Source organism: Pseudomonas brassicacearum subsp. neoaurantiaca, from assembly GCF_013608025.1.
Classification (GTDB): Bacteria; Pseudomonadota; Gammaproteobacteria; order Pseudomonadales; family Pseudomonadaceae; genus Aquipseudomonas.
The window spans coordinates 85,813-100,036 of the sequence record NZ_VDLV01000044.1; the positions used below are offsets into that span (position 1 = coordinate 85,813).

Consider the following 14,224-nt stretch of genomic DNA (forward strand, 5'->3'; position numbering starts at 1 on the left):
GACTATCAGCGTGATCCTAAGTGGCTTGTTTTAGTCGCTGCACTCGGACTTCTGCAAGTTTGCTCGGTGTTTTCGCCGGTGGTGTTCCCCTAATCGAGGGTGACCAAGCATGCAAGAAAGCGTGATGCAGCGCATGTGGAACAGTGCCCACCTCTCCGGTGGTAACGCTGCCTATGTGGAAGAGCTCTACGAGCTCTACCTGCACGACCCTAACGCTGTGCCAGAAGAATGGCGCACCTACTTTCAGAAGTTGCCGGCTGACGGTAACTCTGCCACCGATGTTTCGCACTCGACGATTCGCGATCATTTCGTGCTGCTGGCAAAGAACCAGCGCCGCGCTCAACCGGTGTCTGCCGGCAGCGTGAGCTCCGAGCATGAGAAGAAGCAAGTTGAAGTGCTGCGACTGATCCAGGCCTACCGGATGCGTGGCCACCAGGCAGCCCAGCTTGACCCGCTGGGGCTGTGGCAGCGTCCTGCACCTGCAGACCTGTCGATCACTCACTACGGCTTGACCAATGCCGATCTTGATACGACCTTCCGTGCCGGCGACCTGTTCATCGGCAAAGAGGAAGCGAGCCTACGCGAAATTCACGAAGCGTTGCAGCAGACATATTGCCGCACCATCGGCGCTGAATTTACGCACATCACCGATTCCGAGCAGCGCCAGTGGTTCCAGCAGCGTCTGGAAAGCGTTCGTGGCCGTCCGACGTACTCCGCCGACATCAAGAGCCACTTGCTCGAGCGCGTCACTGCCGGTGAAGGCCTGGAGAAATACCTGGGTACCAAATACCCGGGCACCAAGCGTTTCGGCCTGGAAGGCGGCGAAAGCCTGATTCCGATGCTCGACGAGCTGATCCAGCGTTCCGGTTCCTACGGCACCAAGGAAGTCGTCATCGGCATGGCCCACCGTGGTCGCCTGAACGTACTGGTCAACACCTTCGGCAAGAACCCGCGCGAGCTGTTCGACGAGTTCGAAGGCAAGAAGAAGGTCGAGCTGGGCTCCGGTGACGTCAAGTACCACCAGGGCTTTTCGTCCAACGTGATGACCACCGGTGGCGAAGTCCACCTGGCCATGGCGTTCAACCCGTCCCACCTGGAAATCGTTTCCCCGGTGGTCGAGGGTTCCGTCCGTGCCCGCCAGGATCGTCGCAACGATCCGACCGGCGAGAAGGTGCTGCCGATCTCCATCCACGGTGACGCGGCATTCGCCGGTCAAGGCGTGGTCATGGAAACCTTCCAGATGTCGCAGACCCGCGGTTTCAAGACCGGCGGTACCGTGCACATCGTGATCAACAACCAGGTCGGCTTCACCATCAGCAACCCGCTGGACTCGCGTTCCACCGAGTACGCAACCGACGTCGCGAAAATGATCCAGGCGCCGATTCTCCATGTGAATGGCGATGATCCGGAAGCCGTGCTGTTCGTGACCCAGTTGGCCATCGACTACCGCATGCAGTACAAGCGCGACGTGGTGATCGACCTGGTCTGCTACCGTCGTCGCGGCCACAACGAGGCCGACGAGCCAAGTGGCACCCAGCCGCTGATGTACCAGCAGATCGCCAAGCAGCGCACCACCCGTGAGCTGTACGCCGATCGCCTGACCCAGAGCGGTGTTCTGGATGCCGCGCGCGTCCAGGAAAAAGTCGACGAATATCGCAACGCCCTGGACAACGGCCTGCACGTTGTAAAAAGCCTGGTCAAAGAGCCGAACAAAGAGCTGTTCGTGGACTGGCGTCCGTATCTGGGCCACGCCTGGACCGCTCGTCACGACACGCGTTTCGATCTCAAGACATTGCAGGAACTGTCCGCCAAGCTGCTGGAAATCCCGGAAGGCTTCGTGGTCCAGCGCCAGGTTGCGAAGATCTACGAAGACCGTCAGAAGATGCAAGCCGGCGGCCTGCCGATCAACTGGGGTTACGCCGAAACCATGGCGTACGCGACCCTGGCGTTCGAAGGTCACCCGATTCGCATGACCGGTCAGGACATCGGTCGCGGTACGTTCTCGCACCGTCACGCTGTCTTGCACAACCAGAAAGACGCGGGTACCTACATCCCGCTGCAAAACCTGTACAAGGGCCAGCCACGTTTCGACCTGTACGATTCGCTGCTGTCCGAAGAAGCCGTCCTGGCGTTCGAATACGGCTATTCCACCACCGAGCCAAATGCCCTGGTGATCTGGGAAGCCCAGTTCGGCGACTTCGCCAACGGTGCCCAGGTGGTTGTCGACCAGTTCATCACCAGCGGCGAGCACAAGTGGGGCCGTCTCTGCGGTCTGACCATGCTGTTGCCACACGGTTATGAAGGGCAAGGGCCGGAGCACTCGTCGGCACGTCTGGAACGCTACCTCCAGCTGTGCGCCGAGCACAACGTCCAGGTTTGCGTACCGACGACTCCAGCGCAGATCTACCACCTGCTGCGTCGCCAGGTCATCCGTCCGCTGCGCAAGCCGCTGATCGTGCTGACACCGAAGTCCCTGCTGCGTCACAAACTGGCGATCTCCACGCTGGAAGACCTGGCCGAAGGCTCGTTCCAGACCGTCATTTCGGAAATCGACACCCTGGACGCGGCGAAGGTGACTCGCCTGGTCCTGTGCAGCGGCAAGGTCTACTACGACTTGCTGGAAAAACGTCGTGCCGAAGGCCGCGAAGACATCGCCATCGTGCGTATCGAGCAGCTTTATCCGTTCCCGGAAGAGGACCTGATGGAGGCCATCGCGCCTTACACCAACCTCACCCACGTGGTGTGGTGTCAGGAAGAACCGATGAACCAAGGCGCGTGGTACAGCAGCCAGCATCACCTGCGTCGCAGCATCGGCAACCATAACAAGGCCCTGGGCCTGGAATATGCCGGCCGTGATGCTTCCGCCGCACCTGCGTGTGGTTATGCGTCGATGCACGCCGAGCAGCAGGAAAAACTGCTGCAAGATGCTTTCACTGTTTAACGCCTTCGCGCTGACTGAAACCGAATTTTAAGGACCCACAGATAATGGCTATCGAAATCAAAGCCCCGTCATTCCCGGAATCGGTTGCCGATGGCACCGTTGCCACCTGGCACAAGAAACCAGGCGAGGCCGTCAAGCGTGACGACCTGATCGTCGACATCGAGACCGACAAGGTCGTGCTGGAAGTATTGGCCGAAGCTGACGGTGTGCTGGGCGCAATCGTTGCCGAAGAAGGCGCCACCGTTCTGTCGAACCAGGTCCTGGGCTCGATCGAAGAGGGCGGCGCTGCTGCCGCTGCTCCAGCCGCCGCTGCTGCACCGGCTGCCGCTCAGGCCGCTGCGCCTGCTGCTTCGGGCGAAGACGATCCAGTCGCCGCTCCAGCTGCTCGCAAGCTGGCTGAAGAAAATGGCATCAACATCGCTTCCGTTGCCGGTACCGGCAAAGGCGGTCGTGTGACCAAGGAAGACGTGGTTGCAGCCGTTGCCGCCAAGAAAGCCGCTCCAGCCGCCGCACCGGCCAAGCCAGCCGCGCCTGCCGCTTCCGCGCCAGTGTTCGCTGCCGGTGACCGCGTCGAGAAACGCGTTCCGATGACCCGCCTGCGTGCCAAGGTTGCCGAGCGTCTGGTCGAAGCCCAGTCGAACATGGCGATGCTGACCACGTTCAACGAAGTCGACATGACCGAAGTCATGGCCCTGCGTTCGAAGTACAAGGACCTGTTCGAGAAGTCCCACAATGGCGTACGCCTGGGCTTCATGTCGTTCTTCGTCAAGGCTGCCACCGAAGCGCTGAAGCGCTTCCCGGCCGTCAACGCGTCGATCGACGGTTCCGACATCGTCTACCACGGCTACGCCGACATCGGTGTCGCGGTCTCCAGCGATCGTGGCCTGGTGGTTCCGGTCCTGCGCAACGCCGAGCTGATGAGCCTGGCCGAAATCGAAGGCGGCATCGCCACCTTCGGCAAGAAGGCCCGTGACGGCAAGCTGTCCATCGAAGAGATGACCGGCGGTACGTTCACCATCACCAACGGTGGTACATTCGGTTCGATGATGTCGACCCCGATCGTCAACCCGCCACAAGCGGCTATCCTGGGCATGCACAACATCCTGCAGCGTCCGATGGCGATCAACGGTCAGGTCGTGATTCGTCCGATGATGTACCTGGCACTGTCCTACGATCACCGCCTGATCGACGGCAAAGAAGCCGTGACGTTCCTGGTCACCATCAAGAACCTGCTGGAAGATCCGGCTCGTCTGCTGCTGGATATCTGATTTCGCCGCGAGGGCCGGTCTTTTCGACCGGCCCCTTGCTGAAACAACCGGTTTCGTCCCACGGCGGTCCCCACAAGTGACCGTCCGGTTTGATTCGAGAAGGAATGACTCATGACTCAGAAATTCGACGTGGTAGTGATTGGTGCGGGCCCTGGCGGCTACGTAGCGGCCATCAAGGCTGCGCAACTGGGCCTTTCCACTGCCTGCATCGAGAAATACACCGACAAGGAAGGCAAACAGGCCTTGGGCGGTACTTGCCTGAACGTCGGTTGCATTCCATCCAAGGCGCTGCTGGACAGCTCCTGGAAGTACAAGGAAGCCAAGGAAAGCTTCAACGTTCACGGTATCTCTACCGGTGAAGTGAAGATGGACGTCGCCGCGATGGTTGGCCGCAAGGCTGGCATCGTCAAGAACCTGACCAGCGGTGTTGCCACCCTGTTCAAGGCCAACGGCGTCACCTCCATCGAAGGCCACGGCAAGCTGCTGCTGGGCAAGAAAGTCGAAGTGACCAAGCCTGACGGCTCGGTCGAAGTGATCGAAGCCGAAAACGTCATCCTGGCGCCAGGCTCGCGTCCGATCGACATCCCGCCTGCTCCAGTCGACCAGAACGTCATCGTCGACTCCACTGGCGCCCTGGAATTCCAGTCCGTGCCAAAACGCCTGGGCGTGATCGGTGCTGGCGTGATCGGTCTCGAGCTGGGTTCGGTATGGTCGCGCCTGGGTTCGCAAGTGACCGTGCTCGAAGCCCTCGACACATTCCTGATGGCCGCTGACACCGCGGTGTCCAAGGAAGCGCTGAAGACCCTGACCAAGCAAGGCCTGGACATCAAGCTGGGTGCCCGTGTGACCGGCTCCAAGGTCAACGGTGAAGAAGTCGTGGTGAACTACACCGACGCCAACGGCGAACAGACCATCACCTTCGACAAGTTGATCGTTGCGGTCGGCCGTCGTCCAGTGACCACCGACCTGCTGTCCGCCGATTGCGGCGTGGAAATCGACGAGCGCGGTTTCATCGCGGTCGATGACCATTGCGCAACCGCCGTACCGGGCGTCTTCGCCATCGGTGACGTGGTTCGCGGCATGATGCTGGCCCACAAGGCTTCCGAAGAAGGCATCATGGTTGTCGAGCGCATCAAGGGCCACAAGGCCCAGATGAACTATGACCTGATCCCATCGGTTATCTATACCCACCCGGAAATCGCTTGGGTTGGTAAAACCGAGCAGGCCTTGAAAGCCGAAGGCGTTGAAGTTAACGTCGGCACCTTCCCGTTCGCCGCCTCCGGCCGTGCCATGGCAGCCAACGATACCGGTGGTTTCGTCAAAGTCATCGCCGATGCCAAGACGGATCGCGTATTGGGCGTTCACGTCATTGGCCCAAGCGCTGCCGAGCTGGTACAGCAAGGCGCGATCGGTATGGAATTCGGCACCAGCGCTGAAGACCTGGGCATGATGGTCTTCTCCCATCCGACCCTGTCCGAAGCCTTGCACGAAGCGGCCCTGGCCGTGAATGGCGGCGCCATCCACGTGGCCAACCGCAAGAAGCGTTAACAGATAATAAGAAACCACGGCGGTATGGCCCGTCGCGAGCCTTGCGAGCAAGACTCACCGCGGAATATCCGCTGGACGCAGCCTTGCGTAGTGGCACCGGTTCACCGGAACGCTACGCAAGCAGCAGTCACAGGTGGTGCGGCACCACAACGGTGCAGCACCGAATGCGCAGTACCTAACGAAGACGGTAATAAGCATGAATCTTCACGAGTATCAGGGTAAGCAGCTGTTCGCTGAGTACGGCCTGCCAGTATCCACCGGCTACGCTGTAGACACCCCGGAAGCGGCAGCAGAAGCTTGCGACAAAATCGGCGGCAGCGAATGGGTTGTCAAAGCCCAGGTTCACGCCGGTGGTCGCGGTAAAGCGGGCGGCGTCAAGCTGGTTCGCAGCAAAGAAGACGCCAAAGCCTTCGCACAGCAGTGGCTGGGCAAGCGTCTGGTGACTTACCAGACCGACGCCAACGGTCAGCCAGTCACCAAGATCCTGGTTGAATCGTGCACTGATATCGCTAAAGAGCTGTACCTGGGCGCTGTCGTTGACCGTTCGAGCCGCCGCATCGTGTTCATGGCTTCCACCGAAGGTGGCGTGGACATCGAGAAAATCGCTCACGACACCCCTGAGAAAATCCTCAAGGCCACCATCGATCCACTGGTTGGCGCACAGCCATTCCAGGGCCGCGAGCTGGCATTCCAGCTGGGCCTGGAAGGCAAGCAGGTCACTCAGTTCGCCAAGATCTTCGTAGGTCTGGCCAAGCTGTTCCAGGACCATGACCTGGCACTGCTGGAAGTGAACCCGCTGGTAATCAAGGCCGACGGCGACCTGCACTGCCTCGATGCCAAGATCAACATCGACGCCAACGCCATGTACCGTCAGCCTAAGCTGAAGACTTTCCACGATCCGTCGCAAGACGATCCGCGCGAAGCGCACGCTGCCAAGTTCGAACTGAACTACGTAGCCCTGGAAGGCAACATCGGTTGCATGGTCAACGGCGCTGGCCTGGCCATGGGTACCATGGACATCGTCAACCTGCACGGCGGCAAGCCAGCCAACTTCCTCGACGTGGGCGGCGGTGCTACCAAGGAACGCGTTACCGAAGCGTTCAAGATCATCCTGTCCGACACCAACGTCGCTGCAGTACTGGTCAACATCTTCGGCGGCATCGTTCGCTGCGACATGATTGCCGAAGGCATCATCGGCGCCGTGAAAGAAGTCGGCGTGAAAATCCCGGTTGTTGTTCGCCTCGAAGGCAACAACGCTGAGCTGGGCGCTAAAGTACTGGCAGAAAGCGGTTTGAACATCATCGCTGCTACCAGCCTGACCGACGCTGCTCAACAAGTCGTTAAAGCTGCGGAGGGCAAATAATGAGCGTCCTGATCAACAAAGACACCAAGGTTATCTGCCAGGGTATTACCGGTTCGCAAGGTAGTTTCCACACCCAGCAAGCCATCGAATACGGCACCAAGATGGTTGGCGGCGTAACGCCAGGCAAAGGTGGCACCGAGCACCTGGGCCTGCCGGTGTTCAACACCGTGAAAGACGCTGTAGCTGCCACTGGCGCCACCGCCAGCGTGATCTACGTTCCAGCTCCTTTCTGCAAGGATTCCATCCTTGAAGCAGCGTTCGGCGGCATCAAGCTGATCGTTTGCATCACCGAAGGCATCCCGACCATCGACATGCTGGAAGCCAAGGTCAAGTGCGACGAGCTGGGTATCACCCTGATCGGCCCTAACTGCCCAGGCGTGATCACTCCAGGCGAATGCAAGATCGGCATCATGCCAGGTCACATTCACTTGCCAGGCAAGGTCGGTATCGTTTCCCGTTCCGGCACCCTGACCTACGAAGCTGTGAAGCAGACCACTGACGCCGGTTTCGGTCAGTCTACTTGCGTCGGCATCGGCGGTGACCCGATCCCAGGCTCCAACTTCATCGACATCCTGAAGCTGTTCCAGGAAGACCCGAAGACCGAAGCGATCGTCATGATCGGTGAGATCGGCGGTTCCGCTGAAGAAGAAGCCGCTGCCTACATCAAGGCAAACGTGACCAAGCCGGTTGTTTCCTACATCGCTGGTGTGACTGCTCCTCCGGGCAAGCGCATGGGCCATGCTGGCGCAATCATCTCCGGCGGCAAAGGCACTGCAGACGAGAAATTCGCTGCACTGCAAGACGCAGGCGTGAAAACCGTGCGTTCGCTGGCAGACATCGGCAAGGCCCTGGCCGAGCTGACTGGCTGGGAAATGAAGAAGTAAGCTTCGGCTGACTTTTTTGTTCCAGCAACAAAGGCCACCTTCGGGTGGCCTTTGTCGTTTCTGGAATGGGATTGTGCAACCGTTCCACGGGAGCGGCGACCGGGGGAAAGCGCAGGGACTGCTCTTGTGGCGAGGGAGCTTGCTCCCGCCGGGCTGCGCAGCAGCCCCAATTCAGGCGCCGGTATTTATTCAGACAAAATGCGTTGTCCGGTTCATGTCTGCTGCGCAGCCGAGCGGGAGCAAGCTCCCTCGCCACGGGGGATGTACTGCTTGGAGAAGGCACGGCTCGGAAAAATAGATACGCAAACGCGACACAGATACGTCGTGTATCGGATAGTTCGCCCTGTAACAGTGCGTTTTGCGCGCAAATTCGTTAGTCTGGCGGCCAATTTTGCGACCGCTGCCCACAAGGAAGCGACGCGCTAAACGGGTCGGTCCCATACGGATCGACAGCATTTCCCTCACCCATAAGGGAAATCCCTCTCTAAATTCCGATTCAGTAGTGTGGTTTCCTTAATGAAAGTGTTGAAAGGTCAGGACATCCTGGCGCTTGGTTTCATGACATTTGCCCTGTTCGTCGGGGCCGGCAACATCATCTTCCCGCCTATCGTCGGTTTGCAGTCCGGACCTCATGTCTGGATGGCGGCGCTGGGCTTCTTGATCACAGCTGTAGGGTTGCCGGTGATCACGGTCGTCGCGCTGGCCAAGGTCGGTGGTGCGATGGACGCCTTGAGCAGCCCGATCGGCAAGATTGCCGGTGGCTTGCTGGCCGCGGTGTGCTACCTGGCGGTCGGTCCGCTGTTCGCTACGCCTCGAACCGCCACCGTATCGTTCGAAGTCGGCTTGGCGCCGTTGACCGGTGAGAGCCCGTTGGCGCTGTTCCTCTACAGCGCGATGTACTTCCTGCTGGTGTTCTTCATCTCGCTCTACCCGGGCCGCTTGCTGGATACCGTCGGACGTTTCCTCGCGCCGCTGAAGATCATCGCCCTGGCCGTACTCGGTATCGCCGCGTTTGCCTTGCCAGCCGGCGATATCGGCGTGGCGACTCCCGAATATGTGGCGGCACCGTTCTCCCAGGGCTTCATCAATGGCTACCTGACCATGGACACCCTGGGCGCCCTGGTCTTCGGCATCGTCATCGTCAACGCGATCCGTTCCCGAGGCGTCGAGTCGCCGGCCTTGATCACCCGTTATGCGATCATCGCCGGGCTGATCGCCGGCGTGGGCCTGGCGCTGGTCTACGTCAGCCTGTTCCGCCTGGGCTCGGGCAGTCATGAAGTAGCGGTGGGCGCGACCAACGGCGCCGCCGTTCTGCATGCCTACGTGCAGCACACGTTCGGCAGCCTGGGCAGCGGTTTCCTTGCGGTGCTGATCTCCCTCGCATGCCTGGTAACGGCGGTCGGCCTGACCTGCGCCTGCGCGGAATACTTCAGCCGCGTCCTGCCGCTGTCCTACAAGACCCTGGTTGTCATCCTGGCGGTATTCTCGCTGCTGGTGTCCAACCTGGGCCTGACCAAGCTGATCGCGTTCTCGATTCCGGTCCTCACCGCGATCTACCCGCCGTGCATCGCCCTGGTGGCCCTGAGCTTCTGCAAGGGTTTCTGGCAAGAGCAAGGGCGCATCGTCGGCCCGGTGATGCTGGTGTCGTTCCTGTTTGGCCTGATCGATGCGCTCAAGGGCGCCGGTCTGGCGGACTGGATGCCAACGCAACTCGCTCACCTGCCGCTCAGCGAGCAAGGCCTGGCGTGGCTGGTGCCTTCGGTCATGACCCTTGCGGTCGCGGTGGTCTGTGATCGGTTGCTGGGCAAGCGGAGCGAGGCCTTGGCATAAGCCGTTCGCCGTCAGTTTGCCAATAAAACAAATGCCCCGTATCGATCGATACGGGGCATTTTTTTGTGCGCAGTGTCTTTTTCCGTGGACTGTGGGAGCGAGCCTGCTCGCGAAAGCGCAGGAGCTACCGACAGTGAAGTGACGGTTATACCGCTATCGTCGGATCGCCGCCCGGAGCAGGCTTGCTCCCACAGGGTTCGCTGATACTATTGCCACCGATTTTGTTTCTGCCACAGGAAACTGCATGTCATTCATCCAAGCCAACCTGATCCATCTTCTGGCCGCGATCTGGTTCATTGTCTGCTGGGCCGGCTACACCCGTTACGCCTCATGGAAAGCACGCGATACGGCCTGCCTGGCCAGTGTCATGCACCTCTACCGCGAAGACTGGATGCGCCGCATGCTGCTACGCGACAACCGTATCGCCGATGCCAGCGTGATCGGCAACCTGGAGCGCAACGCGTCGTTTTTTGCCTCCAGTACACTGATTATCCTGGCAGGCATCCTGACGGTACTCGGGGCGTCCGACCGGGCGGTGTCGTTGCTGGCGGACCTGCCATTGGTACAACAAGCCTCACAGGGCATGGCTGAAGTGAAGTTGCTGTGCCTGGCGCTGGTGTTCGTGTATGCGTTCTTCACGTTCAGTTGGTGCATGCGCCAATACAACTTCGCTGCGGTCCTGGTGGGGTCGGCGCCGATGATCGGTGAGCGGCATGTGTCCGAGCAGGAGCGCAAGGCTTTTGCGTCAAGGGCCGCACGGGTTATTTCCATGGCGGCCAACCAGTTCAACTTCGGCCTGCGTTCGTATTATTTCGGCATGACCATGTTGGCCTGGTTCGTCAGCCCCTGGTTATTCATGTTGATGAGTGCCGGCGTGGTCTTCGTGTTGTATCAGCGCGAGTTTCATTCCGATGTATTGGATGTGATGGTCTATACGCCTACCGAAGCGCCAGCGCCCGAGGCAGGCAAGGAAGCGGCCTGATGACGCAGCAACTTTCGTGAATGCCAGATACAAGAAAACCCGCACCAGGCGGGTTTTCTTTTGCTGCTAAAACCGTATCAGTTGGTTTTAGGCGCGGTGGCAGGTGCTTGTTCCTGCTGGGCGGCGCTGTTCGATTCAGACTGAGCTTTGGCAGCTTCGGCGTTTTCTTTCGCCGCGTCGTTCACTTTATCCTGTGCTTTGTTCATGTCTTGCTGAGCTTGTTCAGCGTGTTGGTTGGCATCTTGAGCTTTGTCCTCGGATTTTTTATCGCAGGCGGCGAGACCGAGGGAGGCGGCCAACATCAAGGCAATAGCAAAAGTCTTACGCATGGGGTGTTTCTCCTTATGGATATAACTACTGGCCGTTGGAGCCGCGCCCCCGGGGTTAAGTTCCTCCTGAAGCCATAGATATATAACTTGCCTGTAGATGGAACTTTATCGCCTACCTTGAAGGAGTATTGGACCGATGGCTGAAGATTCCGTTTTTGACCGCGCGACACGTTTTTTATCTGCGCTCAGGCACTGCCAGGTGTTGGGCTTGAAGCTGCACAGCGCCAGTCGCGATGGGTTGACCGTCGTGTTGCCTTACAGCCCACAGATCATTGGCAATCCCCTGACTGGGATTGTCCATGGCGGTGCGTTGACCACCTTGATGGACACCGCCTGCGGCATGTCGACGTTGTACGTGTTACCGCAGTTTGAAGTCTGTCCGACCCTGGACCTGCGTATCGACTACATGCACGCCGCCATGCCCGACAAAGCGATTTATGGCTTCGCTCAATGCTATCGGGTCACGCCGGACGTGATCTTCAGCCGTGGGTTTGCCTACCAGGACGATCCGGAGCAGCCCATTGCCCATGCGGTCGGCACGTTCATGCGCCTGGGTGACAGCGCCCGGGGAATGAAAAAGGGCGGCCTGACGGCGGCTGCGCAAAAACCATGACCGATATCACTGAGACGCAACTGCGCCAGGCGTGCGAGCAGGGCGACGTCGGACGGCTGCTGGCCTTGATTCCCTATGCACGACTCATCGGCGTCGAATGCGCGCGCCAGGGCGATGAATTGCTGTTTTGCCTACCAGCCAATAAGGACAACATTGGTAACCCTTTACTGCCTGCTATCCACGGCGGGGTCATCGCCGGATTCATGGAGCTATCGGCCGCCGTTCATCTGCTGATCGCCACCCGTGCGGCCGGTGTGCCGAAGATCATCGATTTTTCCCTGGATTACCTGCGGGCCGGGCAGTTTCGCGATACCTATGCCAGATGCCAGGTCTGGCGCCAGGGGCGGCGTGTGGCCAACGTTGCGATCACCGCCTGGCAGGAAGCTGAAGCCGAACCCATCGCCACCGCCCGAGCCCATTTCAAGATCCCGGCGTCCTCCAAGCCGGCCGGCTCTTGAAATCACCCGAGTTGCCCCCACCTTGAGGACATCCCGCCGCCAATCTCTGCGAGGCGGACACCACCATCCACTTGGAGTTTGATGACCATGAGCGTGGAAACTCAAAAGGAAACCCTGGGCTTCCAGACCGAGGTGAAGCAACTGCTGCACCTGATGATTCACTCGCTGTATTCGAATAAGGAAATTTTCCTCCGCGAGCTGATTTCGAACGCCTCCGACGCTGTCGACAAATTACGTTTCGAAGCGCTGTCCAAGCCAGAACTGCTGGAAGGCGGCGCCGAGCTGAAAATCCGTGTGAGCTTCGACAAGGACGCCAAGACCGTCACCCTCGAAGACAACGGTATCGGCATGAGCCGCGACGAGGTGATCACGCACCTGGGCACCATCGCCAAGTCCGGCACCGCCGATTTCATGAAGAACCTGTCCGGCGATCAGAAAAAGGATTCCCACCTGATCGGTCAGTTCGGCGTTGGTTTCTATTCCGCGTTCATCGTCGCTGACCACGTCGAAGTGTTCAGCCGCCGTGCCGGCCTCGCTGCGAGCGAAGGCGTGCACTGGGCGTCCAAGGGCGAGGGCGAGTTCGAAGTCGCCACTGTCGACAAGGCCGATCGCGGTACCCGCATCGTCCTGCACCTCAAGTCTGGCGAAGAAGAGTTCGCCGATGGCTGGCGTCTGCGCAACATCATCAAGAAGTACTCCGACCACATCGCGCTGCCAATCGAGCTGCCGAAGGAAGTCACCGCTGCCGAAGGCGAAGAAAAGCCTGAAGTGGAATGGGAAACCGTCAACCGCGCCAGTGCCCTGTGGACCCGTCCTCGCACCGAGATCAAGGACGAGGAATACCAGGAGTTCTACAAGCACATCGGTCATGACTACGAAAATCCGCTGAGCTGGAGCCATAACAAGGTCGAAGGCAAGCTGGAATACAGTTCGCTGCTGTACGTACCGGCCCGTGCGCCGTTCGATTTGTACCAGCGCGAAGCGCCACGCGGCCTCAAGCTGTATGTGCAGCGCGTATTCGTGATGGACCAGGCCGAATCGTTCCTGCCGCTGTACCTGCGCTTCATCAAGGGAGTTGTGGACTCCAACGATTTGTCGCTGAACGTTTCGCGGGAAATCCTGCAGAAAGATCCGATCATCGATTCCATGAAATCGGCGCTGACCAAGCGTGTCCTGGACATGCTTGAGAAGCTGGCGAAGAACGAGCCCGAGCAGTACAAGGGCTTCTGGAAGAATTTTGGCCAGGTCATGAAAGAAGGCCCGGCCGAAGACTTCGCCAATAAAGAGAAGATCGCCGGCCTGCTGCGCTTTGCCTCGACCCAGGGCGACGACGGCGAGCAGATCGTTGGCCTGGCCGACTACCTGGCCCGCGCCAAGGAAGGCCAGGACAAGATCTACTACCTGACCGGCGAGACTTATGCACAGGTCAAGAACAGCCCGCACCTGGAAGTCTTCCGCAAGAAAGGCATCGAAGTGCTGCTGCTCACCGATCGCATCGACGAGTGGCTGATGAGCTACCTCAACGAGTTCGACGGCAAGAGCTTCGTCGATGTCGCTCGTGGCGACCTGGACCTTGGCAACCTGGATTCGGAAGAAGACAAGAAAGCCGCCGAGGAAGTGGCCAAGAGCAAGGAAGGCCTGGTGGAGCGGATCAAGACTGCATTGGGCGATGCTGTCAGCGAAGTGCGGGTTTCCCACCGTCTGACCGATTCCCCGGCGATCCTGGCCATCGGTGAGCAGGACCTGGGCCTGCAAATGCGCCAGATCCTCGAAGCCAGCGGCCAGAAGGTCCCGGATTCCAAGCCGATCTTCGAATTCAATCCGGCTCACCCGCTGGTGGAGAAGCTCGACAACGAGCAGAGCGAAGAGCGTTTTGGCGACCTGTCGCATATCCTCTTCGACCAGGCGGCCCTGGCGGCCGGCGACAGCCTGAAAGACCCGGCGGCGTATGTCCGGCGCTTGAACAAGCTGTTGGTTGAATTGTCAGCTTAATCACGTTGTAGGAAAA

The 14,224-nt window shown here is 59.5% G+C and carries 11 protein-coding genes; 10 read left to right on the plus strand and 1 reads right to left on the minus strand.

The annotated features are described in order from the left end of the window. Positions 1–109 precede the first annotated feature (109 nt). From FHK92_RS21420 to FHK92_RS21450, 7 genes are all read left to right on the plus strand, one after another. Entirely contained in the window at positions 110–2,941 is a 2,832-nt protein-coding gene (locus tag FHK92_RS21420; RefSeq protein WP_181289833.1) for a 2-oxoglutarate dehydrogenase E1 component, read from the plus strand. A gap of 44 nt (positions 2,942–2,985) precedes the next feature. Continuing rightward, entirely contained in the window at positions 2,986–4,209 is a 1,224-nt protein-coding gene (odhB, locus tag FHK92_RS21425; RefSeq protein WP_030138331.1) for a 2-oxoglutarate dehydrogenase complex dihydrolipoyllysine-residue succinyltransferase, read from the plus strand. Positions 4,210–4,320: 111 nt separating this feature from the next. Further along, the gene (gene lpdA / locus FHK92_RS21430; protein WP_030138332.1) at positions 4,321–5,757 is read left to right on the plus strand and encodes a dihydrolipoyl dehydrogenase; all 1,437 of its coding nucleotides are present in this window, start codon (positions 4,321–4,323) and stop codon (positions 5,755–5,757) included. 196 nt (positions 5,758–5,953) lie between these two features. Next, positions 5,954–7,120 carry an ADP-forming succinate--CoA ligase subunit beta gene (sucC, locus tag FHK92_RS21435; RefSeq protein ID WP_003179235.1) on the plus strand — a complete coding sequence of 389 codons (1,167 nt, stop codon included), beginning with the start codon at positions 5,954–5,956 and terminating at the stop codon, positions 7,118–7,120. After that, positions 7,120–8,004: a succinate--CoA ligase subunit alpha gene (gene sucD, locus FHK92_RS21440; RefSeq protein ID WP_003179236.1), complete on the plus strand. Its 885-nt coding sequence runs from the start codon at positions 7,120–7,122 to the stop codon at positions 8,002–8,004. Before sucC ends, sucD begins: the two co-directional genes overlap by 1 nt. Positions 8,005–8,520: 516 nt before the next feature. Next, on the plus strand, positions 8,521–9,834 hold the full coding sequence (gene brnQ, locus FHK92_RS21445) for a branched-chain amino acid transport system II carrier protein (protein ID WP_181289834.1): 1,314 nt from the start codon (positions 8,521–8,523) through the stop codon (positions 9,832–9,834). A gap of 244 nt (positions 9,835–10,078) precedes the next feature. Continuing rightward, positions 10,079–10,816 carry a DUF599 domain-containing protein gene (locus tag FHK92_RS21450; RefSeq protein WP_181289835.1) on the plus strand — a complete coding sequence of 246 codons (738 nt, stop codon included), beginning with the start codon at positions 10,079–10,081 and terminating at the stop codon, positions 10,814–10,816. A gap of 77 nt (positions 10,817–10,893) precedes the next feature. Here FHK92_RS21450 and FHK92_RS21455 read toward each other — a convergent pair whose 3' ends face one another. Continuing rightward, positions 10,894–11,145, minus strand: coding sequence for a hypothetical protein (locus FHK92_RS21455; protein WP_030138335.1), 252 nt, complete (start codon positions 11,143–11,145; stop codon positions 10,894–10,896). Positions 11,146–11,281: 136 nt separating this feature from the next. On the opposite strand from FHK92_RS21455, the gene FHK92_RS21460 reads away from it, so the two are divergent. The 3 genes from FHK92_RS21460 (at position 11,282) to htpG (ending at position 14,208) form a co-directional block, all read left to right on the plus strand. Then, a complete protein-coding gene (locus tag FHK92_RS21460; protein ID WP_181289836.1) occupies positions 11,282–11,758 on the plus strand; it encodes a PaaI family thioesterase in 477 nt (158 codons plus the stop codon). After that, positions 11,755–12,216, plus strand: a complete 462-nt coding sequence (locus FHK92_RS21465) for a PaaI family thioesterase (protein ID WP_181289837.1) — start codon at positions 11,755–11,757, stop codon at positions 12,214–12,216. The genes FHK92_RS21460 and FHK92_RS21465 overlap by 4 nt, the downstream gene beginning before the upstream one ends. Before the next feature lie 87 nt (positions 12,217–12,303). Continuing rightward, positions 12,304–14,208, plus strand: a complete 1,905-nt coding sequence (gene htpG, locus FHK92_RS21470) for a molecular chaperone HtpG (RefSeq protein ID WP_181289838.1) — start codon at positions 12,304–12,306, stop codon at positions 14,206–14,208. Positions 14,209–14,224: the final 16 nt, after the last annotated feature.